This window comes from Lysobacter enzymogenes, assembly GCF_023617245.1.
Classification (GTDB): Bacteria; Pseudomonadota; Gammaproteobacteria; order Xanthomonadales; family Xanthomonadaceae; genus Lysobacter; species Lysobacter yananisis.
On the sequence record NZ_CP067396.1, the window covers coordinates 2,734,795 to 2,758,888 of the forward strand.

The 24,094-nt window shown below is 70.2% G+C and carries 17 protein-coding genes; 10 read left to right on the plus strand and 7 right to left on the minus strand.

Translation table 11 applies throughout. The annotated features are described in order from the left end of the window. Window positions 1-117 precede the first annotated feature (117 nt). The 5 genes from JHW41_RS11590 to JHW41_RS26890 all read left to right on the plus strand — a co-directional run bounded on the left by JHW41_RS11590 (window position 118) and on the right by JHW41_RS26890 (window position 6,752). A complete protein-coding gene (locus JHW41_RS11590) occupies window positions 118-1,413 on the plus strand; it encodes a sugar ABC transporter substrate-binding protein (RefSeq protein ID WP_250450030.1) in 1,296 nt (431 codons plus the stop codon). Then, the gene (locus JHW41_RS11595; protein WP_078996277.1) at window positions 1,410-2,288 is read left to right on the plus strand and encodes a carbohydrate ABC transporter permease; all 879 of its coding nucleotides are present in this window, start codon (window positions 1,410-1,412) and stop codon (window positions 2,286-2,288) included. The genes JHW41_RS11590 and JHW41_RS11595 overlap by 4 nt, the downstream gene beginning before the upstream one ends. Then, entirely contained in the window at window positions 2,285-3,121 is an 837-nt protein-coding gene (locus JHW41_RS11600; RefSeq protein ID WP_250450032.1) for a carbohydrate ABC transporter permease, read from the plus strand. The genes JHW41_RS11595 and JHW41_RS11600 overlap by 4 nt, the downstream gene beginning before the upstream one ends. 267 nt (window positions 3,122-3,388) lie before the next feature. Next, window positions 3,389-6,622, plus strand: coding sequence for a discoidin domain-containing protein (locus JHW41_RS11605; RefSeq protein WP_428995505.1), 3,234 nt, complete (start codon window positions 3,389-3,391; stop codon window positions 6,620-6,622). Window positions 6,623-6,656: 34 nt separating this feature from the next. Continuing rightward, complete coding sequence (locus JHW41_RS26890; RefSeq protein WP_428995506.1) at window positions 6,657-6,752, plus strand: hypothetical protein; 96 nt, start codon at window positions 6,657-6,659, stop codon at window positions 6,750-6,752. Between the two features lie 124 nt (window positions 6,753-6,876). Here the strand turns inward: JHW41_RS26890 and pgl are convergent, their stop codons facing one another. From pgl to zwf, 3 genes are all read right to left on the minus strand, one after another. After that, complete coding sequence (gene pgl / locus JHW41_RS11610; protein WP_078996275.1) at window positions 6,877-7,623, minus strand: 6-phosphogluconolactonase; 747 nt, start codon at window positions 7,621-7,623, stop codon at window positions 6,877-6,879. Between the two features lie 434 nt (window positions 7,624-8,057). Then, window positions 8,058-9,047 carry a glucokinase gene (glk, locus tag JHW41_RS11615; protein ID WP_057947806.1) on the minus strand — a complete coding sequence of 330 codons (990 nt, stop codon included), beginning with the start codon at window positions 9,045-9,047 and terminating at the stop codon, window positions 8,058-8,060. Beyond that, window positions 9,044-10,483, minus strand: a complete 1,440-nt coding sequence (gene zwf / locus JHW41_RS11620) for a glucose-6-phosphate dehydrogenase (RefSeq protein ID WP_250450043.1) — start codon at window positions 10,481-10,483, stop codon at window positions 9,044-9,046. Before zwf ends, glk begins: the two co-directional genes overlap by 4 nt. 585 nt (window positions 10,484-11,068) lie before the next feature. Between zwf and JHW41_RS11625 the strand changes: the two genes are divergently transcribed. Continuing rightward, the gene (locus tag JHW41_RS11625) at window positions 11,069-12,163 is read left to right on the plus strand and encodes an ABC transporter ATP-binding protein (protein WP_057947803.1); all 1,095 of its coding nucleotides are present in this window, start codon (window positions 11,069-11,071) and stop codon (window positions 12,161-12,163) included. A gap of 202 nt (window positions 12,164-12,365) precedes the next feature. On the opposite strand, the gene JHW41_RS11630 is transcribed toward JHW41_RS11625, so the two are convergent. Then, window positions 12,366-13,154: a TetR/AcrR family transcriptional regulator gene (locus JHW41_RS11630; protein WP_250450045.1), complete on the minus strand. Its 789-nt coding sequence runs from the start codon at window positions 13,152-13,154 to the stop codon at window positions 12,366-12,368. A 652-nt stretch (window positions 13,155-13,806) separates the two neighbouring features. Between JHW41_RS11630 and JHW41_RS11635 the strand changes: the two genes are divergently transcribed. The 4 genes from JHW41_RS11635 (at window position 13,807) to JHW41_RS11650 (ending at window position 17,821) form a co-directional block, all read left to right on the plus strand. Next, window positions 13,807-14,337, plus strand: a complete 531-nt coding sequence (locus JHW41_RS11635; protein WP_057947801.1) for a hypothetical protein — start codon at window positions 13,807-13,809, stop codon at window positions 14,335-14,337. Between the two features lie 139 nt (window positions 14,338-14,476). After that, window positions 14,477-16,003 (plus strand): T6SS phospholipase effector Tle1-like catalytic domain-containing protein, encoded by a 1,527-nt coding sequence (locus JHW41_RS11640; RefSeq protein ID WP_250450047.1) that lies wholly within the window; start codon window positions 14,477-14,479, stop codon window positions 16,001-16,003. A gap of 32 nt (window positions 16,004-16,035) precedes the next feature. Continuing rightward, entirely contained in the window at window positions 16,036-16,608 is a 573-nt protein-coding gene (locus JHW41_RS11645; RefSeq protein WP_138885052.1) for a hypothetical protein, read from the plus strand. 160 nt (window positions 16,609-16,768) lie between these two features. Then, window positions 16,769-17,821 (plus strand): SDR family oxidoreductase, encoded by a 1,053-nt coding sequence (locus tag JHW41_RS11650; protein WP_250450050.1) that lies wholly within the window; start codon window positions 16,769-16,771, stop codon window positions 17,819-17,821. 124 nt (window positions 17,822-17,945) lie between these two features. On the opposite strand, the gene JHW41_RS11655 is transcribed toward JHW41_RS11650, so the two are convergent. The 3 genes from JHW41_RS11655 to JHW41_RS11665 form a co-directional block, all read right to left on the minus strand. Then, window positions 17,946-20,009, minus strand: coding sequence for a TerD family protein (locus JHW41_RS11655; protein WP_250450052.1), 2,064 nt, complete (start codon window positions 20,007-20,009; stop codon window positions 17,946-17,948). A gap of 149 nt (window positions 20,010-20,158) precedes the next feature. Beyond that, the gene (locus JHW41_RS11660; protein WP_250450054.1) at window positions 20,159-21,421 is read right to left on the minus strand and encodes an MFS transporter; all 1,263 of its coding nucleotides are present in this window, start codon (window positions 21,419-21,421) and stop codon (window positions 20,159-20,161) included. A gap of 242 nt (window positions 21,422-21,663) precedes the next feature. After that, entirely contained in the window at window positions 21,664-24,075 is a 2,412-nt protein-coding gene (locus JHW41_RS11665) for a TonB-dependent receptor (RefSeq protein WP_250450056.1), read from the minus strand. Window positions 24,076-24,094: the final 19 nt, after the last annotated feature.

Here is a 24,094-nt window from a genome sequence, read left to right on the forward strand (position 1 = left end):
CGAGCAAGCTCGGCGGAGCGGACGGCGGACGCGGCCGGCCGCGGCGGGCCGGCGCGGCCGGCGCGGCCGGCAAGGTCCGTCGGCGGGCGATGGGGCCGGCGCATCGCTTCGCTGCTGATGCTGGCCTCGCTCGCGCTGCTGCTGGGCAGTTGCTCGGGCCGCGGCGACGGCCGCACCGTGGTGAAGTTCTGGGCGATGGGTTTCGAGGGCGAGATGGTCGCGCGCCTGATTCCCGAGTTCGAACGCCGGAATCCCGACATCCGCGTGCAGGTGCAGCAACTGCCGATCACCTCCGCGCACGAGAAGCTGCTGACCGCGTTCGCCGGCGATTCGCTGCCCGACGTGTGCGCGATCGGCAACACCTGGGTCTCCGAGTTCGCCCTGCTCGACGCGCTGGAACCGCTGGACCGGCGCATCGCGGCGACGCCCGGGCTGCGCGCGCAGGACTATTTCGCCGGCGCGTGGGACACCGGCGTGATCGACGGGCGCGCCTATGCGGTGCCCTGGTACGTGGAGACGCGGTTGCCGTACTACCGCAGCGACCTGCTGGAACGCGCCGGCATCGCCCGGCCGCCGCAGACCTGGGACGAATGGAAGACGGCGATGGCGGCGATCAAGCGCGAGGTCGGCCCCGATCGCTACGCCGTCCTGTTCCCGCTCAACGAGCCCGAGCCGCTGCTGAACCTGGGCATCCAGGCCGACGAGCCGCTGCTGCGCGACGGCGGCCGCTACGGCAATTTCCGCAGCCCGGGCTTCAAGCGCGCGCTGGCGTTCTACCGCGAAGCGTTCGCGCAGCAGTGGGCGCCGCTGGCGAGCAACACCCAGATCGCCAACGTGTGGAACGAATTCGGCCGCGGCTATTTCAGTTTCTACGTCAACGGCCCCTGGAACATCGCCGAGTTCAAGCGGCGCCTGCCGGCGGACCTGCAGGACAAGTGGATGACCATGCCGCTGCCGGGCGAGCATGGGCCCGGCGCGTCGGTGGCCGGCGGCGCCAGTTTCGTGCTGTTCCGCGGCTCGCCGCGCCAGGACGCGGCGTGGAAGCTGATCGCCTATCTGTCCGAGCCCGCGACCCAGATGCGTTTCCACGGCCTGACCGGCAACCTGCCGCCGCGGCGCGAATCGTGGAATGCGCCGGCGCTGGTCGGCGATCCGTACGCGCGCGCGTTCCGCGACCAACTCGAACGCGCGCGGCCGGCGCCGAAGGTGCCGGAGTGGGAGCGCATCGCCATGGAGATCAAGCTGGTCGGCGAACAGCTCGCCAACGGCCGCCTCACGGTCGACCAGGCGGCGGCGGAACTCGACCGCCGCGCCGACCGCATCCTGGAAAAGCGGCGCTGGATGCTCGACCAGGCCGACCAGCGGGCCGCCAAGTCCGCGTCGCCGGCGGCCGCGGCCGGGGAGGGCGGATGAAGCCCTCCACCGCCGGCTGGGTGTTCGCCGCGCCCGCGCTGGGCGTGATCGGCCTGTTCTTCGGCCTGCCGGTGCTGGCCGCGCTGGCGCTGAGCCTGACCGACTTCGACATCTACTCGCTGGCGCACATCGAGAACCTGCGCTTCGTCGCCTTCGACAATTACCTGGGGTTGCTGCGCAATCCGCTGTTCTGGAAGGCGCTGGGCAACACCTTGTACTTCGTCGCCGTCGGCGTGCCGTTGTCGATCGCGGTGTCGCTCGGCGCGGCGTTGCTGCTCAATTCCAAGCTCGGCGTGTTCAAGCCGTTCTTCCGCACCGCCTTCTTCGCCCCGGTGGTGACCACGGTGGTGGCGGTGGCGGTGATCTGGCGCTACCTGCTGCACACGCGCTACGGCCTGATCAACTGGGGGCTGTCGGGGCTCGGCATCGATCCGGTCGATTGGCTCGGCGATCCGCGCTGGGCGATGCCGAGCATCATCGTGTTCGCGGTGTGGAAGAACTTCGGCTACAACATGATCATCTTCCTGGCCGGGCTGCAGGCGATCCCCGAGGACCTGTACGAAGCCGCGCGCATCGACGGCGCCAGCGCCACGCGCCAGTTCCGCCACATCACCCTGCCGATCCTCGGGCCGGTGCTGCTGATGGTCAGCATCCTGACCCTGGCCGGCTATTTCCAGCTGTTCGCCGAACCCTATGTGATGACCCAGGGCGGTCCGCTGCAGAGCACCGTCAGCGTGCTGTACCTGATGTACGAGGAAGGCTTCAAGTGGTGGAACCTGGGCAACGCCTCGGCGGTGGCGTTCCTGCTGTTCGTGCTGATGACCGCGAGCACCAGCGCGCTGATGTGGCTGGCGCGGCGCAAGGGGGTCGAATGAACCGCGACGGCATGCCGGCCTGGCTGGCGCGCGCGATCGTCAACGGCCTGCTGATCGGCCTGGCGGTGTTGAGCCTGGCGCCGCTGCTGTGGATGCTGGCGGTGTCGTTGATGCAGCCCGGCGAGGCCGCGGCGTTCCCGCCGCCGCTGTGGCCGGCCTCGCCGACCCTGCACAACTACAGCGAGCTGTTCTCGCGCATGGGCATGGGCCGCTACCTGCTCAACAGCTTCCTGGTCTCGACCCTGGTGACGGCGATCGCGGTGCTGCTCAACACCCTGGCCGGCTACGCCTTCGCCAAGCTCGATTTCGCCGGGCGCGAGGGCGTGTTCCGGCTGCTGCTGGCGGCGCTGGTGATCCCGGCGCAGGTGTCGATGATGCCGTTGTTCCTGATGCTCAAGCAGATGGGCCTGATCAACACCTACGCCGGCGCAGTGGTGCCGGGCATGGCCGGCATCTTCGGCATCTTCCTGGTGCGTCAGTACGCGCGCTCGATTCCCGACGAATTGCTGGAAGCGCCGCGCATCGACGGCGCCGGCGAGCTGCGGATCTTTTTCCAGATCGTGCTGCCGGCGCTGCGGCCGATCCTGGTGACCCTGGCGATCTTCAGCTTCCTCGGCGCCTGGAACGACTTCATGTGGCCGCTGATCGTGCTCAGCGACGAACGCCTGCAGACCCTGCCGGTGGCGTTGGCCTCGCTCTCGCGCGAGCACGTGCAGGACAACGAGATGATGATGGCCGGCTCGGTGGTGACCGTGGTGCCGGTGCTGTTGCTGTTCCTGGTGTTGCAGCGCTATTACCTGCAAGGCCTGTTGGTGGGCAGCGTCAAGGGCTGAGACCGCGTCGGGCGCTCGCGGGCGCCCGGGGCTGCGATAGTCGCGATGGATGGGCCGCGAGCGGCGGCGGAAGGAGTGCGAGCGATGGCGAAGTGGCTCTATCCGATGATCCGGTTCTCCCGATCCGTCATTCCGGCGAAAGCCGGAACCCATTTTGATCTTGCTTCACCGCTCCTCGTCGCGGGGGATGCGGAAGCGACGACAAAATGGGTTCCGGCTTTCGCCGGAATGACGGTGTGGAAGTTTGGACAGGCGCGATGGGGCGCGATGTTGGTGGCGGGGTTGCTCGCGCTCGCCTCTTCCGCCCAAGCTGCATCTGCGGCCGTCTCCGTCGCTTCGCCGCGCATGCTCGACGACTTCGAATCCGCCGCGCCGTGGACGGTCGTCGTTTCCGATCAGGTCGCCGCCACGCTGCGCAAGACCGAAGGCGCCGACGGCGCCGCGCTGTGCCTGGACTACGATTTCAACGGGGTCTCCGGCTATGCCGGCCTGCAGCGCGAGCTGCCGCTGGAGTACCCCGACAACTACCAGTTCGCGTTCCAACTGCGCGGCGATTCGCCGGCCAACGACCTGCAGTTCAAGCTGGTCGACGCCAGCGGCGACAACGTGTGGTGGGTCAACAAGCCGCGCTACGACTACCCCGGGCAATGGACGCCGGTGGTCTACAAGAAGCGGCATATCGCGCGCGCCTGGGGTCCGGATCCGGACCCGAGCCTGCGCCGCAGCGCCAAGCTCGAATTCACCGTCTACAACAGCGCCGGCGGCAAGGGCTCGGTGTGCTTCGATTCGCTGACGATGCAGCCGCTGCCGGTCGATCCGGGCGGGCCGTACAGCGGCCGCGCCAGCGCCAGCAGCGCGCTGCCCGGCGGCGCGGCGGGCGCCGCGGTCGACGGCAAGCGCGACACCGCCTGGCGCGCGCGGCTGGATCCGGCACGGCCGCCGCAGTTCACCTTCGACCTCGGCCGCTCGCGCGAGCTCGGCGGCGTGGTGTTGCGCTGGCTCGGCGCGACCTACGCGTCGAGCTATCGCCTGGCGCTGTCCGACGACGGCCAGGGTTGGCGCGACGCCGCCGCGCTCGGCGACGGCGACGGCGGTGCGGACTACCTCGCGCTGCCCGAAGCGCAGGCGCGCTACCTGCGCCTGACCGCGCAAGGCGGCCCCGGCGCCGACATCGCGCTGGCCGAGTTCGAAGTGAAACCGCTCGACTTCGCCGCCACGCCCAACGACTTCGTCCGCGCCGTCGCCGCCGAGGCGCCGCGCGGCCGCTTCCCGCGCGGCTTCAGCGGCGAGCAGCCGTACTGGACCGTGATCGGCGTAGACGGCGGCACCGACCAGGCGCTGATCGGCGAGGACGGCGCGATCGAAGTGGGCAAGGGCGCTTTCAGCCTGGAGCCGTTCGTGGTCAGCGGCGACGCGCTGGTCGGCTGGGCCGACGCGCGGACCTCGCAGACGCTGCAGGACGGCTACCTGCCGATCCCGTCGTCGCATTGGCGGCATCCGCAGTTCAAGCTCGACATCACCGCGTTCGCCGACGACCGCCGCCTCAGCGGCGGCGGCTCGCGCCTGATCGCGCGCTACCGGCTCAGCAACGACACCGAGCGCGAACGCACCTATCAGTTCGTGCTGGCGCTGCGGCCGCTGCAGGTCAATCCGCCGACCCAGTTCCTGAGCCAGGTCGGCGGCGTCAGCCGCATCCGCAGCCTGACCACCGACAGCCACGGCTTCAGCGTCGAAGGCGGCGAGGGGCGGGTGTCGGCGCGGCGGATCCAGGCCAGCGCGGCCGACGCCACGCTGGCGGCGAGCTTCGACCATGGCGATGTGGTCAAGCTGCTGGCCCAGGCCGACTGGCGACTGCGCTGCGGCGAATGCAGCGCGCAGGCCGAGTTCCTGCGCCGCTTCGGCGGTTCGGTCGCGACCGGCGTCGACAACGACCGCAACGCCATGGCCTCCGGCGCGCTGGTCTATCGGGTCACGCTGGCGCCCGGGCAGTCGCGCGAGTTCGCCTGGAGCAGCGCGCTGATCGGCGAGGACGACGGCCGCTTCGTCGATCTGGCCGAAGCCGCCGAGCGCCAGCGGGTCGTGGCGCAGCAATGGCGCGACAAGCTCGACCGGGTCAAGCTGCGCGTGCCCGCGTCCGGCCGGCACGTGGTCGATACGCTGCGCACCGCGCTCGCGCACATGCTGATCAGCCGCACCGGCCCGCGCCTGCAGCCGGGCACGCGCTCCTACGCGCGCGCCTGGATCCGCGACGGCGCGATGATCAACGAAGGCCTGCTGCGGCTGGGCCGCGAAGACGTGGCCGAGCAGTTCCTGCGCTGGTACGCGCCGTACCAGTTCGCCAACGGCAAGGTGCCGTGCTGCGTCGACGACCGCGGCAGCGACCCGGTGCCGGAGAACGACAGCCACGGCGAGCTGATCTTCGCCATCGCCGAGCAATACCGCTACGACCGCAACCGCGAGTTGCTCGGGCAGATGTGGCCGCACGTGGTCGGCGCGGTGCGCTACATGGACCAGCTGCGCGCTAGCGAGCGCACCGAGGCGAACCGCGCGCGCGATCCGGCCTTCTACGGAATGATGCCGGCCTCGATCAGCCACGAAGGCTATTCGGCCAAGCCGATGCATTCGTATTGGGACAATTTCTGGGCGCTGCGCGGCTACAAGGACGCGGTCGAGATCGCCCACTGGCTCGGCAAGGACGAGGACGCGCGCGCGTTCGCCGCTTCGCGCGACCAGTTCCGCGCCGACCTGTACGCCTCCATCGGCCACGCCGCCCGCCGCCACGGCATCGACTACATTCCCGGCGCGGCCGAACTCGGCGATTTCGACGCCACTTCGACCACCATCGCGCTGGCGCCCGGCGGCGAGCAGGGCTGGCTGCCGCAGCCGTTGCTGGACAACACCTTCCAGCGCTACTGGAAGGAATTCGTCGACCGCCGCGACGGCCGCCGCGAATGGAAGGACTACACGCCTTACGAGCTGCGCACCGTCGGCAGCTTCGTGCGCCTGGGCTGGCGCGAGCGCGCGCACGAGGCGCTGGACTTCTTCTTCAAGGACCAGCAGCCGCGCGGCTGGAACCAGTGGGCCGAAGTGGTATCGCGCACGCCGCGCAAGCCGTTCTTCGTCGGCGACCTGCCGCATGCCTGGGTCGAATCGGATTACGTGCGTTCGGTGCTGGAGATGTTCGCCTACACCCGCGACCTCGACCGGTCGCTGGTGCTGGCCGCGGGCGTGCCGGCGGACTGGCTGGAAGGCGAGGGCGTGACCGTCTCGGGCCTGCGCACGCCATACGGAGCGCTGGGCTATCGCCTGCGCCGCTCGGGTTCGCAGGTGGTGTTCGAACTCGACGCCGGCCTGCGCGCGCCGCCGGGCGGACTGGCGCTGAAGTGGCCGTTGCCGGCGAAGCCGGGGCGCACGCTGGTCGATGGCAAGGCGCGCGAATGGAAAGACGGCGAACTCCGGCTGGAGCGGACGCCGGCGCGGGTGACGGTCGAGGTGGAATGAGTCGCGAGGACCCGTGGGAGGGCTTTCAGGTCCGATGCTTTTCGGTCTGATCGCCGCGTCTTGGACGAAAGCGTCGGGACTGAAGTCCCTCCCACAGGAAAGCGCGGCGTCGATGCCAGGCCGGGTGTGAAGGCCTTCAGGCCCACGCTCGCTGCGGGTGTTGTGGGAGGGCCTTCAGGCCCGATGCTTTCCAGTCGGATCGCCGCGTCTTGGACGAAAGCATCGGGGCTGAAACCACTCCCACGACGCTGCGCTCACGGACACCAATGCACGTCCAGCGCCACCTCGCCCTGCATCGCCAGCAACACCGGCCAGCGCTTGGGATTGCCGTCGGCCAGCGCCTGCGCGAACACCTCGCGCTTGGCCTGGCCCTGGATCAGCAGGAACCGCGAGCGCGCATACGCCAATCCGTTCGGGGTCAGGCTGATGCGCTTGCTCCATTGCTTCGCGCCGGGCAGGCCGCCGGCATCGATCGCCACGTACGGCTGCTTCGACGCCAGCACCCGGTCGAACGCGGCCATGCCCGGGAACAGCGAGGCGGTGTGGCCGTCCTCGCCCATGCCCAACACCGCCGCGGAGACGTCCTGGCGGGCGTGGGCGTTGGCGAAGGCGACGGCTTCCTCCATGCCGTGGCCGGGGCGGGTCAGCGATTCGAAGCGCGCCATCGCCGCGTTGTCGCGCAGCAGGTTCTGCTTCACCAGCCAGGCGTTGCTGTCGGGATCGCTGGGTTGCAGCCAGCGTTCGTCGACCAGGGCCACGTCGACCCGCGCCCAGTCCAGCGGCGCGCGCGCCAGCGCGCGGTACACCGGCGCGGGGGTGGTGCCGCCGGACAGCAGCAAGCGCGAACGCGGGCGCCGGGCCAGGTCGCGGCGCAGTTCGGCGGCGATGGCCACCGCGCAGGCCCAGACCCAGGCATCGGCATTGCGATGCTCGTGCCAGCGATACGGCGCGGCCTCCGGCTGGGCGGGGTCGTGCGGGACGGGAGTGGGGTCGTCGAGCATGCGGCGATCTTCGCATGCGCGGGTTTAAGCCGGTGTGCTGAGTGAATGTGACTGATGCCTCATGTGCGGGCGGTTGGATTGCGCGTTAAGGCGGGCAAGGACGGGAGGCGCCGGGTTCGGGCGTGGCATTCGGATCGTGCCGGTCGATGTTCAAAGCTTCGATCGACGGGCCGGAATCGCGTCGGCTTCGTTCGACAAGCCGGAATCGCTTCGTCGCGATTCCAGCGAAAGCGGAAACCTCCGCGCCGTGGTTTCAGCGAAGCTCCACGCCGTCATTCCGGCGAAAGCCGGAACCCATTTTGATCTTGCTTTGGGTTGGCCCCATCAAGAGCAAAGTCAAAATGGATTCCGGCTTTCGCCGGAATGACGGGTTTTGGGGAGAGCGGCTGCCCGGGGCGGCGGCTTGCGCCGCTGCTGCGGACGCTGCGCCGCAGCTACGCGGCGGCTTTCAACGCGCACTGCGCGGCCAGCGCGGCGGCGCCGAGCAGGCCGGGCTGCGGGTGGGTCACCGCCAGGGTCGGCACGCGCGCCATGGTCGGCGAGAACCGGCCTTTGTGCTCGAAGCGCTGGCGGAAGCCCGAATGCGCGAGCCACGGCATCAGCTTGGGCACCAGGCCGCCGGGCAGGAACACGCCGTCCCAGGCGCCGAGAGTCAGCACCAGATCGCCGGCGGCGGCGCCGAACACCGCGCAGAACACGTCGATCGCGCGCAGGCAGCGCACGTCGCCTTCGCGCGCCATCGCGGTGATGTCCTGCGGCTGCAAGGGGCCGGGGTCTTCGCCGGCGATCTGGCTCAGCGCGCGGTGCAGGTTGACCAGGCCGCTGCCGCTGATCAGGCGCTCGTTCGAGACCCGCCCGAACTCGCCGGACAGGCGCTTGAGGACGTCGATCTCCTCGGGATTGTTCGGCGCGAAGCTGACGTGGCCGCCTTCGGTCTGCAGCGGATAGAAGCGGCCGTCGCGGCGCAGCAGCGCGCCCACGCCCAGGCCGGTGCCCGGGCCGATGATCGCGTAGGTGCGGTCGCCGCTGTCGTTCCAGCCGTGCCAGCGCACGCCGCCGATCGGCACCACGTCGCCGACGCCGAGCAAAGACACCGCCATCGCCTGCGCGGCGAAGTCGTTGACCAGGTCGATCCGGGTCAGGCCCAGTGCGATGCGCGTGCGTTCGGCCGAGATCACCCACGGATGGTTGGTGATCCGCGCCTCGTCGCCGTCGACGCGTCCGGCCACCGCGAACACGCCGTGGCTCGGCGCGGCGCCGACCTTGTCGAGATAATGGCGCGCGGCGTCGGCCAGCGACGGGAAGTCGGCGACCGCGTAGACCTGCACGCTGTCGGGCAGCAGCGCCGGCGCGGACGGGTCGGAAGCGGCGAGGGCGAAGCGGGCGTTGGTGCCGCCGATATCGGCCAACAACGCGCCGGTCATGCCGCTCCTCCGCCGGTGCGGTTGGAATGGGGGCCGCCGTTGGTGGGCGGCAGGAAGCGTTCGGCCTCGGCCGGGCCCCAGGAGCCGGCCGGATACTCCAACGCCGGCTGCGCGGTTTCGCTCCACGCGTGCTCGATGCTGTCGATCCACTGCCACGCCGCCTCGACTTCGTCGTCGCGCACGAACAGGGTCTGGTTGCCGCGCAGCGCGTCGACGATCAGCCGCTCGTAGGCGATGCGCCGTTGCGGCGAGCCCGACATCGACAGGTCCAGCGACATCGGCTTGAGCTCCAGCGCGCCCCATTCCGGCGCGGCCAGGCTGCCCATCAGGCCCAGTTCGATGGTTTCGTCCGGCTGCAGGCGCATGCGCAGGCGGTTGGGGCGTTCGCGGCCGCGGCGCGGGCGTTCGAACAGCCAGTGCGAGGTCGGCCGGAACGACACCACCACTTCGGTGGCGCGCTCGGCCAGGCGCTTGCCGGTGACCAAACGGAACGGAACGCCGGCCCAGCGCCAGTTGTCGATGAACGTTTCGACCGCGACGAAAGTCTCCACCGGCGACTCGTGCACGAAGCCCTTGACCGCGCGGCCCTCGACCACGCCGGCGCTGTAGCGCCCGCGCACCGTGCGCTGGGCCGCGTCGGCGGTCGTGACCGGGCGCAGCGCGCGCAGCACCTTGCGCTTCTCGTCGCGGATCGAATCGGCGTCCAGCGCCGACGGCGGCTCCATCGCGATCAGCGCGAGCAACTGCAGCATGTGGTTCTGGACCATGTCGCGCAGCGCGCCGTAGCCGGCGTAATAGCCCTCGCGGCCGTCCACGCCGGCGGTCTCGCCGACGAAGATGTCGACCGACTCGATCCAGCGGTGCTGCCACACCGCTTCCAGCAAGGTGTTGCCGAAGCGCAGCGCGAGCAGGTTCTGCACCGCGGCCTTGCCCAGGTAATGGTCGATGCGGAAGATCCGCGATTCGTCCAGGCACGCGCGCAGCGCGGCGTTGATCTCGCGCGCCGAGGCCAGGTCGCGGCCGATGGGTTTTTCCAGCACCAGCCGCGACTCGCCTTCGAGCAGGCCGGCGGCCTTCAGGCCCTTGGCGCAGGGCACGAACAGGTCGGGCGGGGTCGCCAGGTAGCTCACGCTCGGGCGGTCGGCATAGGCCGACAGCGCCGCGGCGATGGCCGCCTCGTCGCGCAGGTCGACCGACACGTAATGCATGCGCGCGAGCAGGTCCTCGACGATGCCCGGATCGTCGGCGACCTCGGCGGCCATGCGTTCGCGCAGCCAGGCGCGGAACTCTTCGTCGCTGTGCTCCTGGCGGCCGACCGCGACGATGCGCAGCGTGGCCGGCAGCAGGCGGTCGCGCCCCAGGTGGACCAGCGACGGGAACAGATAGCGCTGGGAGAGATCGCCGGTGGCGCCGAACAGCAGCAGAGTGTCGTGCATGGAGCGGACGGACCAAGAAGAAAGGGGGGAGGCCGGACGCCGCGTGAGGGCGGCGCGAGTGGCGTTCGCGGCCGGCGTCCAAGCATAGTCGCTGCCTGGGCGGCGGGCGAACCTTGCCCGCGCAATCACGGCGGCGGGCGCGGCGGCGAGCGTGTCGGCGGATGCGTCGGGCGCGGGGCCTGCCATTGCGCGCGGGTCCGCGGCGCCGCGCCGCGCCGTAGCGGGCGCGCGATCCGATGCGCATGCGGCGACGAAGACCCGGACGGCGTGCCATTCTGGCCGCGCCCGCGCCGGTTGCATGCAGCGGGGCCGCACGGGCGCCGGGCGCATTCGTCGTGGCCGCCGCCGCGCCGATCGCGCGCGCCGCGCTCGCCGTCGCGCTGCCCGCGCAAGCGCGCGACGGCACCGCCGCGCGGTACGGACATCGCGGCGACGGCGGGGCGGTCGGTCATCGCGGGCGGGTCTCCGAGGCGGGCCGGGCCCCGGGCGCGATCCGCGCCAGGGCGTGCATGAAAACGTTTACATGGGCAGAATAGCCCAGGGCGCGGCCGAATGCACCGCCCGGTCGCTCAGTCGGGAGAATTCATGGCGAAGGTCAGTCTGCAGCATCTGCGCAAGGTCTATCCCAACGGCTACGTCGGCGTCGCCGACGCCAGCTTCGACATCGCCGACGGCGAACTGCTGGTGCTGGTCGGTCCGTCGGGCTGCGGCAAGTCGACCCTGCTGCGGATGATCGCCGGGCTGGAAACCATCAGCGGCGGCGAATTGCGCATCGGCGAGCGCCTGGTCAACCAGGTGCCGCCGAAAGACCGCGACATCGCCATGGTGTTCCAGAGCTATGCGCTGTACCCGCACATGACCGTGGCCGAGAACCTCGGTTTCGGCCTGAAACTGCGCGGCCTGGGCAAGGCCGAGATCGCCCGCCAGGTCGGCGAGGCGGCGGCGATGCTGGAACTGGAGCCGTTGCTGGAGCGCAAGCCGGCCGCGCTGTCGGGCGGCCAGCGCCAGCGCGTCGCGCTCGGCCGCGCGCTGGTGCGCAAGGCGCAGGTGTTCCTGCTCGACGAGCCGCTGTCCAATCTCGACGCCAAGCTGCGCATGACCATGCGGGTGGAGATCGCGCGCCTGCACCGCCAACTCGGCACCACCATGGTCTACGTCACCCACGACCAGGTCGAGGCGATGACCCTCGGCCATCGCATCGTGGTGATGAAGGAAGGCAAGATCCAGCAGATCGACACGCCGATGGAACTCTACAACCGGCCGGTCAACCTGTTCGTGGCGACCTTCCTCGGCAGCCCCAAGATGAATGTCCTGTGGGGGCCGGTGGTCGAGCGCGACGACGGCCTGCACCTGCAGATCGGCGAGGGCGTGCAGCTGCGCCTGCGCCCGCAGGGCGAACTGCTGGAGAAGGTGCGCGGCTACCTCGGCCGCGAGCTGATGGTCGGCCTGCGCCCGGAGGACCTGCATCTGGCCGACGCCGGGCCCGACACCCTGCCGGCCAAGGTCGAAGTGGTCGAGCCGGTCGGCAACGAGGCCTTCCTCAACCTCGGCTGCGGCGGCTGCGACCTGGTCGTGCGGCTGCCGCCGTTCCACCTGCCGCAGGCCGGCGACACCGTGCACCTGTCGTATGCGGCCGAGCGCATGCATTTCTTCGATCGCCAGAGCGAGTTGCGGTTGTAGGCGCCGGCGTGAGCGTCCAAGGCGAAGAATCGGAAGCGAAAATCGAAATGGGTTCCGGCTTTCGCCGGAATGACGGTGAGTGGGGAGCCCCGCTGAGGCCGCTCCGTCCTACCCGTCATTCCGGCGAAAGCCGGAACCCATCTTGACGTTCGCTCTTCGATCTTCCGCCGCGGCAACCCGCGACGGTTCCCGAACCCGTCGCTCACATCTCCATCGTCTCCACCGCCCACGGCGGCAACACCCCCGGCGGCTTGCCCGCGCCCAGCGCCTGCGCGTCGGCCGCAGCCGCGGCGTCGTCGGCCAGCAGCACCACGCGCTCGACCTGGGCGATCTGCTCGCGGTCGCCGAACGGCGCGGTCAGGGTCGGCGAGATCAGGCTGATCAGGCGCGCCAGCATCAGCGCGTCGCTGACTTTCTCGCCCATGCACAAGGACGCGATCAGCTCGTCCAGGCTCTCCCCGGCCAGCAACCCCGACAGCGCCTTAAGGCACAGGTGCAGGCGCATGCCCAATTCGTTGCGCGAGACCTGCGGCAGGGCCCGCGCGAACGCTTCGAAGAAGCGGCCGAAGATCGGCTGGTAGTGTTCGCGCAGGTAGTTGCGCACGAACGGCGAGGGATCGCTGTAGACCCGCCCGAGCAGGCGCACGAAGCCGCTGCCGTCCTCGCTGGCGCGGCTCATGCGCAGCGCCGGCACGAACAGCGCGCTCAGCACCGCCGAGGCGTCCATGCCGTCGCTGCCGTAGCGCCGCTCGCACGCGGCCAGCAGGCGCAGGCGTTCCTGGTTGAGCCGGTCCAGGCGCGAGTGCAGCAGCGCCTGCATCAGCCCTTCCTTGCCGCCGAAGTGGTAGTTGACCGCAGCCAGGTTGGTGCCGGCCAGGGTGGTGATCTGGCGCAGCGACATGGCTTCGAAGCCGTGTTCGACGAACAGCGCCTCGGCGGCTTCGAGCAGGCGCGCCTTGGTGTGGCCCGCGTTGAGGATTTGCTTGCTCATTCAAAGGCTTGCGCCGGACTCTCCGAGGGCGGTCGCGCTTCGGCGGGGGCCGCCGCGCGGGTCGGTCAAACGATCGCGACGATTGTCACGGCGCTTTCTGGCATACGCGCGACAGCGAATCACGCTGCGTCGCAATATCGCATGAGTTCAGGCGCGATCACATCGCGGTTGTGAGCGTGGGCACGCCCGCGGCTTTGCCCGGCTGGGCGAAAACGCGCGCGGCGCGAGCGCGGCGGACCGTGGCCGGCGACATCCGGCGACGGCGGCGGCAACGCCGGCGCGCGCTGCGTCTGGTTCGGCGATGCACGCTGCATGCGCGCACGATCGGCTCCGCTGGCGCCTGGATCGCCGCATACAGGTTGAGTCTTGTCGCCGATTGCGTGCAAACTGAGGGCGAGTGTTCCGGCGACACTCGCGCGCGGCAGCAATCGGCGGCAGGCAATGGGCGGCAGGTAATGGGGAATTGCCCGCGCCGCCGCCGCATCGTCCCGGCGAAGCCGGTGGCCGGAACCTTGGAGGGACCCCGATGGACAAACCGTCCGCGCCCGGCCGTCGCCCGGCGCCGCTGCCGCCCTCGCGGGCCGCGGCGCGCCGCGTCCGCGCCGTGGCCGCGCTGCTTGCCCTATTCGCCGCAACAGGATGCCAAACCGCCATGTCCAGCACCGCCGCACCCGATCCGTCCGCAGGCGCGCAAGCCGCCGCCGCGCAATGGCCGCTGCGTTTCCAGCGCCACCGCTTCGGCGGCTTCTGCTTCGATACCTGGGGCTGCAGCATCGTCTACAACGGTTTCCCGCACGGCCAGGAGGATCGCGAGCGGCAGAGCGCGTCCGCGGCCTCGTTCGGCGCCGCCTACCCGCAGCGGATGAAGGCCGCGCACCTGGACATCGCCAACTTCCCCGGCCCGGCCGAGGTCACCTGGCGCGCCAAGGACAAGAGCGAGCACCGCGCCAGCATCGACATCGCCGCGATTTTCGCCGACGGGCTGGTGCGGCATGAAGTCGCGCGCGAGGACATGGCCGAGGGCGTGAGCCTCAACGACCCGGAAATCATCCTGGAAGTGAACGACCGCACCATCAACGTCTACATGCGCAGCATGATCGCGTTGAAGCGGCCGCGCGATCCGGCCAATCCCAACAGCAACTTCCGCGCCGACCTGGTGCGGGTGTTCTCGCAGACCTACTGACCGCCGCCGCGCGCCGCCGGCCGGCGCGGGCGGCACCCGATCAGTCGTACGCGGCGCGCACCGGCGCCGCGATCACGCCGCGACAGGCCGCCCGCCGGGCGCCGCGCGGCACCGCATGCAGGATCAAGGAGAGTTCGCGATGGGCGGTGGCAAGAATCCCGATGGAGTGAGGACCGATCCGGCCAACCAGCAGCAGATGGACAGCTACGTCCAGGCCAGCCAGGCGCTGTCGCAGCTGCAGGCGCCGGTGCTGCTGGATTCGGCCGACCCGCATTCGCGCATGTTCGTGGCCTGCTTCGACGGCACCGGCAACAGCATGTACGGCACCGACCCGAAGAACCACACCAACGTGGCCGACGTCGCCAAGCAGCTGCAGAACGGGCTGCACGCCAACATCGGCGTCGGCTACGTCGAAGGCCCGGGCACCCAGAGCGGCTGGTACGAGCGCACCGTCGACGGCGCCACCGGCCGCAGCTTCGATCCGCGCCTGGAGAAGATGTACGCGCAGTTCATCGAGCAGGCCAAGGAATGGAAGGCCGAGGACCCGCAGGCGAAGATCAGCCTGGCCGGCATCGGCTACAGCCGCGGCGCCGAGCAGGAGGCCGCGTTCTCGCGCCTGGTCCACGAGCGCGGCATCCAGGACCCGGCCGGCGCGGTCTACGTCAAGGACAAGGACGGCAACATCACCGCGCCTCCGACCTACCGCAACGCGCCGCTGGAGCCGCCGGGACAGGTCGCGCAGGCGGTCGGCCTGTTCGATCCGGTCGGCACCGGCGAGCCGCGCAAGCACGACCGGCGCCTGCCGCCGTCGGTGATGTCCGGCTTCCAGGTCACCGCCCAGGACGAGCGCCGCGACCAGTTCAAGTCGACCAGCATCCTGCGCGAGGGGCATACCGAGGACCAGCGCTTCCTCAACGTCACCGTCGGCGGCGCGCACAGCAACATCGGCGGCAGCTACGAGCTCAACGGCCTGTCGATCCGCAGCGGCAACCTGATGGTGGACTACCTCAACAGCCTCAGCGACCAGCCCTACCTGCAAAAGCGCGCCGAGCCGAACGATCCCAAGCTCAACGTGGTGCACCGCTCCGACCAGCACCAGGTCTTCTACACCACCTTCGGCTTCCGCGACGGCGAGCGCGACCGGATCGAGACGGTCGCGAGCAAGCAGCAGGTCAAGGACCACAGCGTCGCCGATCCGAACCGCAAGGAAGCCATCGACGAGGACATGAGCGCGCGCTTCGCGCGCCGGCCGGTGCCGATCGGGCCGGCGCCGGGCGGCCAGGAACCCGCTATCGTCCAGGGCGGGCTCAGGGCGCAGGGACCGGCCGCGCTGGGCCAGGGCGGCACCGCGCAGGGCAACGATTTCGAGCGCAACTTCGCCCGCATGATCGACGCCGCGCGCAACGGCGATGCCGCCGCGTTCCGCGACGCCACCCGCGATCACGCCCAGGCGCCGGAAACCCAGAACTGGCTGCAGGCCGGGCGCGAGCGCTACCAGCAGCTCAACGCCGAGCAGGCGCAACCGCCGCAGCAAGCGCAGCCGCAGCAGCAAGCGCAGCCGCAGCAGGCGCAGGCGCGGCAGCAACCCGATCCGGCGGACGCGCAGCGGCTGCCGCCGCCGCAGCCCGACGCTCCGGCGCAGCCGCCGCGCGCACCGGGCCTGTGATGAGCGGGCAGGGCTATTACGCGGAGACTCCCGTGCAGGACGCGCAAGACCTGAAACGACTGGCCGCGGACCTCGCGGTGTTCGCCCAGCACCTGCAGGAACAAAGCGAGCGCGCGGTCCAGCACGTGGACCGCAGCGCCGACGAACTGCATCGCGCCGCGATCGGCATGGGCGCCGGCGCCCAGGAGCTGGCCCAGCAGTTGATCGGCGTGGTCCAGAACCAGGCCCACGAAGCCATCGGCCGCGGCGTCGAGCAGGCCTTCGGCAGCGCCGGCGCGCAGCTGCGCGAGAGCGTCGAGCTGACCCAGCGCGCGGCCAAGGCGCTGGAAGACCAGCGCATGGCGCTGGAGCGTTCGCAGCAGATCCTGTTGTACAAGGCGGTGCTGGCGCTGCTGGTCGGCTCGATCCTGGCGGTCGGCGGCAGCTGGTTCTACATCCACAAGTCGATGCGCGAGATCCAGCGCGCCGACTTCGCCCGCGACATCGTCGAGGCCACCCGCAACGGCGCGCTGACCCGTTGCGACGGCGCCCTGTGCGCGCGCGCCGGCGGCAAGCGGGTCGGCCCCAAGGGCGAGTACGTGCTGCTGGAAGAACCGAAGAAATAGATCGCCCCCCTGTAGGAGCGACGCGAGTCGCGACCGCGACAACGCAGCTACGACGACAGTCACGGCGTAGTTGCGTTGTCGCGGTCGCGACTCGCGTCGCTCCTACAGGCGCCGCCGCGGCGCGCTCGCTGCCGCCGCCGGCCTGCGCTAGGCTGCGGCGATGAACGCCAGCGCCTCATCCATCGCCCCCGCGACGATCCTGATCACCGGCGGCACCGGCTTCCTCGGCAGCCGCTGCATCGCCCAGGCTCTCGCCGCCGGCCACCGCGTGCGCGCCACGGTTCGCGATCCCGCGCGCGAGCCGCAGCTGCGCGCGGCGCTGGCGCGCGCGGGCGTCGACGCCGGCGACCGGCTCAGCCTGCACGCCGCCGACCTGCGCCGCGACGAGGGCTGGTCCGCCGCGGCGGCCGGTTGCGACTACGCCCTGCACGTGGCCTCGCCGTTCCCTGCCGAGATTCCGCGCGACGAGAACGAACTGATCGCGCCGGCGCGTGAGGGCACGTTGCGGGTCCTGCGCGCCGCGCGCGACGCCGGCCTGCGCCGGGTGGTGCTGACCTCGTCCTTCGCCGCGGTCGGCTACGGCCATCCGCCGCGCCCGGCGCCGTTCGACGAAAGCGTGTGGAGCGACACCGCCGCGCCGCTGGCGCCCTACGTCAAGTCCAAGACCCTGGCCGAGCGCGCCGCCTGGGAATTCGTCGCCGGCGAGGGCGGCGGATTGGAGCTGGCCGTGGTCAATCCGGTCGGCATCTTCGGCCCGGTGCTCAGCGACGACTACGCGACCTCGATCCTGCTGGTGAAGCGGCTGCTCGACGGCGCCTTGCCGGGCGCGCCGAAACTGCATTTCGGCGTGGTCGACGTGCGCGACGTCGCCGACCTGCACCTGCGCGCGATGACCGACCCGGCCGCGCGCGGCGAACGCTTCCTCGCCACCGCCGGCGATTTCCTCAGCGTGAGCGAGATGGCCGCGCTGCTGCGGCGCAACCTCGGCGTGGCCGCGCGCAAGGCGCCCACGCGCGAACTGCCGAACTGGCTGGTGCGCCTGGCCGCGCTGGCCGACCCGGCGGTGCGGCAGATCGTGCCGGACCTGGGCAATCGCAAGAACGCCAGCAACGCCAAGGCCAAACGCGTGCTCGGCTGGAACCCGCGCAGCGCCGAAGAGGCGTTGGTGGCGACCGCGCGCAGCCTGATCGAACTGGGCGTGGTGCGCGGCTGATCCGTGGGCGGGACGGCGTTTGTGGGAGGGGCTTCAGCCCCGATGCTTTTGTCTCAGATCGCCGAAACCTGAAAAGAGAGCATCGGGGCTGACGCCCCTCCCACCAAAGCCGGGCCGCCGGGCGTCACAGGAACTCGGCGCGAATCCGGTCGACATCGAACGGGCTGACGTCGCCGTCCTCGGCGAACACCGTCTGTGCCTGCGCGCGTTCGGCGACCAGGCTGCCGCGCGCCTGCGCATGCAGTTCGAACAGCGTGTACAGGTCCGGTGCGGCGTCGTGTTCCATCGCGCGCAGGATCAGCGAAACGCCCGACAGCTGATTGGCAGCGTTGTTCCAGCGCGGCCGTCCGCCGATGCCGAGGTCGCACCACACCGCCTGGTTGCGCTCCAGATCGAGTACGAACGGCATACAGCTGTTCTGCTTCGACGCCAAGTCGACGCGGTCGTGCACGGTCCGCGCCTCGAACGGCTCGCCCGAGGCGATGTCGCTGCGCGCCATCCAGCCGGCGAAGCATTCGGGCAGGTCGCAATAGGGTTGTTCGGTGAAACTGTGGATGCTGACCGCGACGAAGCCGACGCCGGATTCGCGCAGCCGCGGCAGATCCAGGTCGATGAACTCGGCCGCGCCCTGCGGCGCATCGACGATGTCGCCGCTGTGGTGGCCGCCGTAGCCGCGCAGGTTGTAGTAGGACACCGTGTCGAGGAAACCGAAGTCGCGGTCGAAGAACGCCGCCGACAGGTCGATGTCGGTACGGCCGCGGCCGTTCTTCCACCACAGGAACAGGCGGATGAAGCGCGTCTGCGGCAGGGCCACGCGGCTGCCGCGGGTCAGCGTGCGCAGCGAGCGCGAAGCCGAGCGTTGGGCCAGCGGCGCGCGCAGGTCGCGCAGCGCGGGGTCGATCCAGCACGGGCCCAGCGGTGCGCGCTCGGCGAAGCGCGCGATCAGGGCGTCGCGGCATATCGCCGCGGCGGCTTCGGCGGCTCCGTCGGGGAGCGCGGCGCGACGGTCCGGCGCGCCCCAGGCGCGCGCGGCGTCGCCCTTGGGAAAGAACACCCGCAGCGGTGCGCGGCCGCGGTGGCGCAGGTGGCTGTGCAATTGCAGCAGCACCGGCGTCGACACCCGCGCGGCGGCGGCGCGGAAGCGCTCGAGCACCGCGTCGCGGTCGGCGCCGCTGCGCAACAGGTGGTCCAGGCGCCGCGCCAACTCGCCGGGCCGCGCGCTCAGGCGCTGCGCGGCGGCATCGGTGCGCCCCTGGCGCAACTCGCGTTCGATCGCGCCGTTGAAGGTTTCGAGCGGGCGGTCCTCGCGCAAGGTCTGGAACGCGTTCCAAGTCGCTGGCAGACGCTCGCGGTAGTCGCCCGGGTGCAGGCGCTCGCCCAGGCGCTTCCAGCGTTCCTTCCAGCGCAGCATGTCTTCGCTGGGATCGCCGCAAGCTTCCAGCGCATGCAGCAACAGGCGCCGCATCGCGCGGGGAAAGCGTCCGAAACGGGTCGGCTCGGCCAGCGATACGTCGCCTGCGCTCCAGGCCACCGCCACGCGCAGCGCGTCGGTGGCGGTGGTCAGGCGTTCGCGTACGAACGCCTCGCTGCGGGGACCCGGCGCGCGGCGCAGCAGCGCGGCGGCGATGAAGGCGAAATTTTCCTTGAAGGCGATGCGCTCGGGCAGCATCCGCAGCACCTGCTCGCGGTACTGGTCGATGAACCAGGCCAGATCGTCCTTGTCCTGTTGCGACAGCGAGGTCGGCGAGGCGGCCAAGCGGGTGCAGATGGCTTCGAACTCCTCGGCGCTGCCCAGTCCGATCAGGCGCAGCGCACGGCCGCCGCGCAGCGGCGGCGAAGGTTCGGGCTCGATCTCGTGCAATTGCAGTCGGGTGACGTAGTGGAACATCGCGCGCTGGTACAGCTGCGCTTCCTCCACCCGCAGCACGCCGGCCGGAAAGTCGGGAAACAGCGGACGCAGCGTGCGGTGTGCTCCGGTCATCCTGGCCAGCGTCGCACGCAGTTCGCGCAGGCCGCGCGCCAGTTGTTCCGGCGACTGGCTGCCCAGGCGCTCCAACGCCTCGGACGTGAGCGCGAAGCCGAGCTGTTCCAATTCCTGCTGCACCATCGCCAGCTGCATGGCGCTTGCGCCGCCATCGCCGGGCTTGAGCAGGAACTTGCCTTTCCTGCGCAGGAAGATTCCGTTCATCGCGTGCGCTCCTTCGAAATACCGCAACGAAAGGGCCCGCCGAAGCGGGCCGTGTGGGAAGCGGGCACCCTAGTTTCAGAGAGAAGGAAGGACGCCCATAGCCACGCTGCGAGCATAGCCATGGGCCGTTGCGCTGCCAAGTCCGCCGGTCAGGCGGCAGCGGCGGGTACGGCCGCTTCGGCGCGCGCGGATTGGCGCCGGAGCGCCGCGATCGCCAACACCAACAGCGCCATCGGCAACAACGACAGATAGAACGCGCCGCTGCCGCCGATATGCGCGAACAGCTGGCCGGTGACGAACGAGCCGGTGGTGCCGCCGAGCGCGGAGAACACCACGATCAAGCCGGTCATCGCCGCGTGCCGCGACTTGGGCAGCGAACTGAGCACGACCGAGTTGATCGCCGGATAGATCGGCGCCATGAACAAGCCGATCAGCGGGAACACGAACGCGGCCGGCGGCGCGCTCGTCCAGCTCATGTCGGCTTGCGGCTGGGCGCCGCGCGCCAGCGGCAGCGCCAGCAACACCAGCGCGGCCATCGCCAGCACGCAGCCGATCAGCAGCCAGTGCCAGGGCACGCGCCGCAGCGCCAGGCCGGCGGCGAGCCGGCCCAGCGCCAGCGAAACGGCGAAGATGCTCGCCGCCTGCACGCTCATCTTCGCCGGCAGGTGCAGGATCTCGCGGTTGAAGGTCGGCAGCCAGGTGCCCACGCTCTGTTCGATCAGCACGTACAGGAACGCCGAGGCCAGGAATGCGGCGACCAGGGGCAGGGCGATCAGGCGGAACATGTCGAGGAAGGACTCGGCCGCGGCGTGGCCGTCGCGCGCGGCGCTCTCGTCGAGCCGCGCGCCGGCGAGCAGGGCGAGGATGACCGCGGCGATGCCGGCCAGCAGCCAGTAGACGTCGAGCCAGACCGGGTCGCCCGGCGACTGCGGATCGATGAACCAGGCGAAGATCCAGTAGCCGGCGAGCACGCCGACCATGAACCAGCCTTCGATGATGCTGGTGAGGCTGGCGTGGGCCTGCTTGCCTTCGGTGAGCAGGCCGATGGAGGAATACACCGAGACCTTGACCAGGGCGAAGGCCACGCCGGTGGCGATGAACAACGCCTTGGTCATCCAGAACGAAGCCAGCAGCGGCATCAGCGCGCAGGCGAGCAGGACCAGGCCGAGCCCGATCATCATCGAGCGGCGATAGCCCAGCCGCGGCAACAGCGAAGCGGTGAGGAACGACACCACCGCGATCGGCAGGTCCTTGAACGCTTCCAGGATGCTGGCCTGGGCCTTGTCGATGCCGAAGCCCTGGATCGACTGCAGGATCACCGTGCCGACGCTGTTGAGCAGGACCCCGAACATCATGTAGGTCAGGATCATGGCCGCGATCATGCGGCGGCGGTGGGCGGGGGCGGCGGTCATGCGGGCTCCGGGAGGACGGGGGCTGCGGATGGATCGTGCGGCATGGGAGCCGCCAGAGCGAGACTCGTCCCGCTCCGACGGCGTTCCCCGGCCCGAACGCGGAGCGTTCGGGCGTTCGGCGCCGCGCGGGCCGGTGGCCCGCAAGCGCGGCGCCTCACCCCGCCCGCGGGAGAAGAGCCGGCCCCCGATACGATTTTGATCGGCGGTGGCCAGAAGGGCCGGATGAGGGCGGTTTCAGCCCCTCACCACTTGTACGCCGCCGAGAACAGGTACGACCGTCCCGCGATCGGCCGCCCCATGAACACCCCGCCGGTGGCCGCGCCCGGCACGCGCACATTGCCCTCGGTCAGCCCGAGCTCGTTGCTGACGTTGCTGCCGGTCACCGCCAGTTCCCAGTTCTCGCCCACGTGCAGGTTCGCGCCGACATCCAGCGTGTGGTACGACGGCAGCTTCTGGGTATTGGCCAGATCGGCATAACGATCGCCGATGCGCGAATACGTGGCGAACACCTTCAGGTCGCCGAACGGCAGCGTCCAGTAATAGCTCGGGGTGAAGCGGAACTGCTGCTTGGGCTGGCGCATCACCTGGTTGCCGGTGAACTCGCGGTAGTTCTCGTACTGCGCGTCCAGCCACACGCCGGTCAGCGCCAGTTCCAGGCCGCCGACCGGACGCCACGCGCCTTCGACTTCCACGCCGTAGGCGCGCGAATCGCCGACGGTGGTGAAGTTGGTGCCGTCCTCGAGGAAGGCCTGGAACGGCGAGTTGGTGAACTTGTTGTAGAACGCGGTCAGGTACAGGTCGTAGCTCTGGCTGCCGGACTTGAAGCCCAGTTCGTACTGGTCGATCTCCTGCACCTTGGTGTTGCCGTCGCGCAGGTTGTCGAACGCCGGCAGCTTGTAGCCCGAGTTGGCGCGCGCGAACACGCTGGCGTTTTCGGTGAGCTTGTAGTTCGCGCCCAGGGTCCAGGAGAAATGCTTGTCGTCCTGGTCGATGCGGCGCGAGCTCGGCAGCGAGATCGAGGTGGCGTTGTCGTAGAGCGTGTTCGGATTGCCGTCCAGGTCGACCGTGGCGGTGTCGTGCACGGTGCCGTCGACCTGCTGCCACTCGTAGCGGATGCCGCCGTCCAGGCGCAGCCGATCGTTGACCTGCCATTCGTCGGCGACGAACACCGCGGTGTTCTGGCCGTCGTAGTCGCCGCGCAGGGAGAAGAACGAGGTGCCGGTGAAGCCGTCGCGGGTGACCTGGCGGCCGTCGGCCAGGGTCAGGTCGATGCGCCGCGCGTTGTTCTGCGCGGTCAACAGCATGTTGTTGCCCAGGTACCAGGTGTCCTTGGAGGAATACTTGGCGAAGTAGACGCCGGCGGTCAGCGTGTTGCCTTCGAACAGGTCCTTGCTGAAGCGCAGGTCGTTGGTGAACGACTCGATCTCCTTGTCGACCACCCAGAAGCCGGCGGTGAGCACCTGCTGGTTCGGATCGACCGCGCCGCCGCCGTTGACGTAGGTCGCGGTACCGGCGCTGCCGTAGCCGGCGATGAACGACGACAGCGTCTGCGGGCTGGCGCCGGTGAACAGGCCGTTGGTCGGCGCCGAACCGGTGACGAAGTTGACCCGGTCGCTGATGGTCCAGTCGCCGACGTAGAAGTCCATCGACGCGCCGAACACGTCGAGGTTGATGCCGCGGCCGTCGGCGAGGTCGCGGCTGATGCTGGTGCCGCGGCCGGTCGGGATGGTGACGTGGCGGAAATCGTTGCCGAGCAGGGTGCCGGTCTGCGCGTCCAGGCCCGGGAAGCTCGACAGGCTGGAGCCGTTGTCGCGCGACAGCAGCGGGATCGGAGTGAAGAACGCGTTCTTGTCGTCGGTGTGGCGGGCGTAGACGGTGATCTCGCCGGTTTCCCAACTGTGGGTCAGGGTCGCGCTGAGCTGGCCGCCCTTGTCCGCGGGGAACTGGGTGTCGCGCACGCCGTCGGTGGTGCGGTAGAAACCGCCGACGCTGTAGTACCAGCCGTCGGCGAGCTTGCCGCTGTTGAACAGGTCCACGCGGCGGAAGCCGTCGCTGCCCAGGCCCAGGCGCACGCTGCCGGCCGGCTCTTCGCCGCCTTTTTTCTGGATGAAGTTGACCGTCGCGCCGGGCTGGCCGTTGGAGAAGATCGGGCTGGGGCCGCCGCGCAGCACTTCCATGCGCTCGATGGTGTCGTCCATGCGGAACAGCGTGGAGTTCTCCAGGAACGACAGGGTCGGCGGCGGGAACAGCGGCGCGCCGTCCATCTGCACGGTCACGAACGGCGCGTCGCCTTCCGACGGCATGCCGCGCACGAAGATGTTGGCGCCGGTGCTGCCGCCGGCCGATTCGGCCCACACGCCGGGCACGACCTTGAGCGCGTCGGCGGTGCTCAGCGGCACCGCTTCCTGGATCTGCTCGAGCGAGGCGGTGGTGATCGAGAAGCTGGCGTCGCGCTTGCGCACGCCCTTGAAGCGCGCGGTGCCGCTGACCACGACCGCGTCGAGCGTGGTGGCCGAGGCGTCGGCGGCCGGTGCGGCGGTCGGCGCGGGCTGCGCGTCCTGGGCCAGCGCATGGCCCGGCGCGAGGATCGCGGCGATCGCGGCCGACAGCGCGTAGCGCATCAGCCGGGTCTGCTGGTTGGCACGGTGTTGCATGTCGTTCTCCCCACCCATT

Bases quoted from the DNA above. Each gene is read 5' to 3' on its own strand.
- JHW41_RS11625 (WP_057947803.1), top strand. From the start codon at position 11,069: ATGGCGAAGGTCAGTCTGCAGCATCTGCGCAAGGTCTATCCCAACGGC.
- glk (WP_057947806.1), bottom strand. From the start codon at position 9,047: ATGACCGGCGCGTTGTTGGCCGATATCGGCGGCACCAACGCCCGCTTC.
- JHW41_RS11640 (WP_250450047.1), top strand. From the start codon at position 14,477: ATGGGCGGTGGCAAGAATCCCGATGGAGTGAGGACCGATCCGGCCAAC.
- JHW41_RS11665 (WP_250450056.1), bottom strand. From the start codon at position 24,075: ATGCAACACCGTGCCAACCAGCAGACCCGGCTGATGCGCTACGCGCTG.
- JHW41_RS26890 (WP_428995506.1), top strand. From the start codon at position 6,657: ATGCTTTTCGGTCTGATCGCCGCGTCTTGGACGAAAGCGTCGGGACTG.
- JHW41_RS11630 (WP_250450045.1), bottom strand. From the start codon at position 13,154: ATGAGCAAGCAAATCCTCAACGCGGGCCACACCAAGGCGCGCCTGCTC.
- JHW41_RS11600 (WP_250450032.1), top strand. From the start codon at position 2,285: ATGAACCGCGACGGCATGCCGGCCTGGCTGGCGCGCGCGATCGTCAAC.
- JHW41_RS11650 (WP_250450050.1), top strand. From the start codon at position 16,769: ATGAACGCCAGCGCCTCATCCATCGCCCCCGCGACGATCCTGATCACC.
- JHW41_RS11595 (WP_078996277.1), top strand. From the start codon at position 1,410: ATGAAGCCCTCCACCGCCGGCTGGGTGTTCGCCGCGCCCGCGCTGGGC.
- JHW41_RS11655 (WP_250450052.1), bottom strand. From the start codon at position 20,009: ATGAACGGAATCTTCCTGCGCAGGAAAGGCAAGTTCCTGCTCAAGCCC.
- JHW41_RS11660 (WP_250450054.1), bottom strand. From the start codon at position 21,421: ATGACCGCCGCCCCCGCCCACCGCCGCCGCATGATCGCGGCCATGATC.
- JHW41_RS11635 (WP_057947801.1), top strand. From the start codon at position 13,807: ATGTCCAGCACCGCCGCACCCGATCCGTCCGCAGGCGCGCAAGCCGCC.
- pgl (WP_078996275.1), bottom strand. From the start codon at position 7,623: ATGCTCGACGACCCCACTCCCGTCCCGCACGACCCCGCCCAGCCGGAG.
- zwf (WP_250450043.1), bottom strand. From the start codon at position 10,483: ATGCACGACACTCTGCTGCTGTTCGGCGCCACCGGCGATCTCTCCCAG.
- JHW41_RS11590 (WP_250450030.1), top strand. From the start codon at position 118: ATGCTGGCCTCGCTCGCGCTGCTGCTGGGCAGTTGCTCGGGCCGCGGC.
- JHW41_RS11605 (WP_428995505.1), top strand. From the start codon at position 3,389: ATGTTGGTGGCGGGGTTGCTCGCGCTCGCCTCTTCCGCCCAAGCTGCA.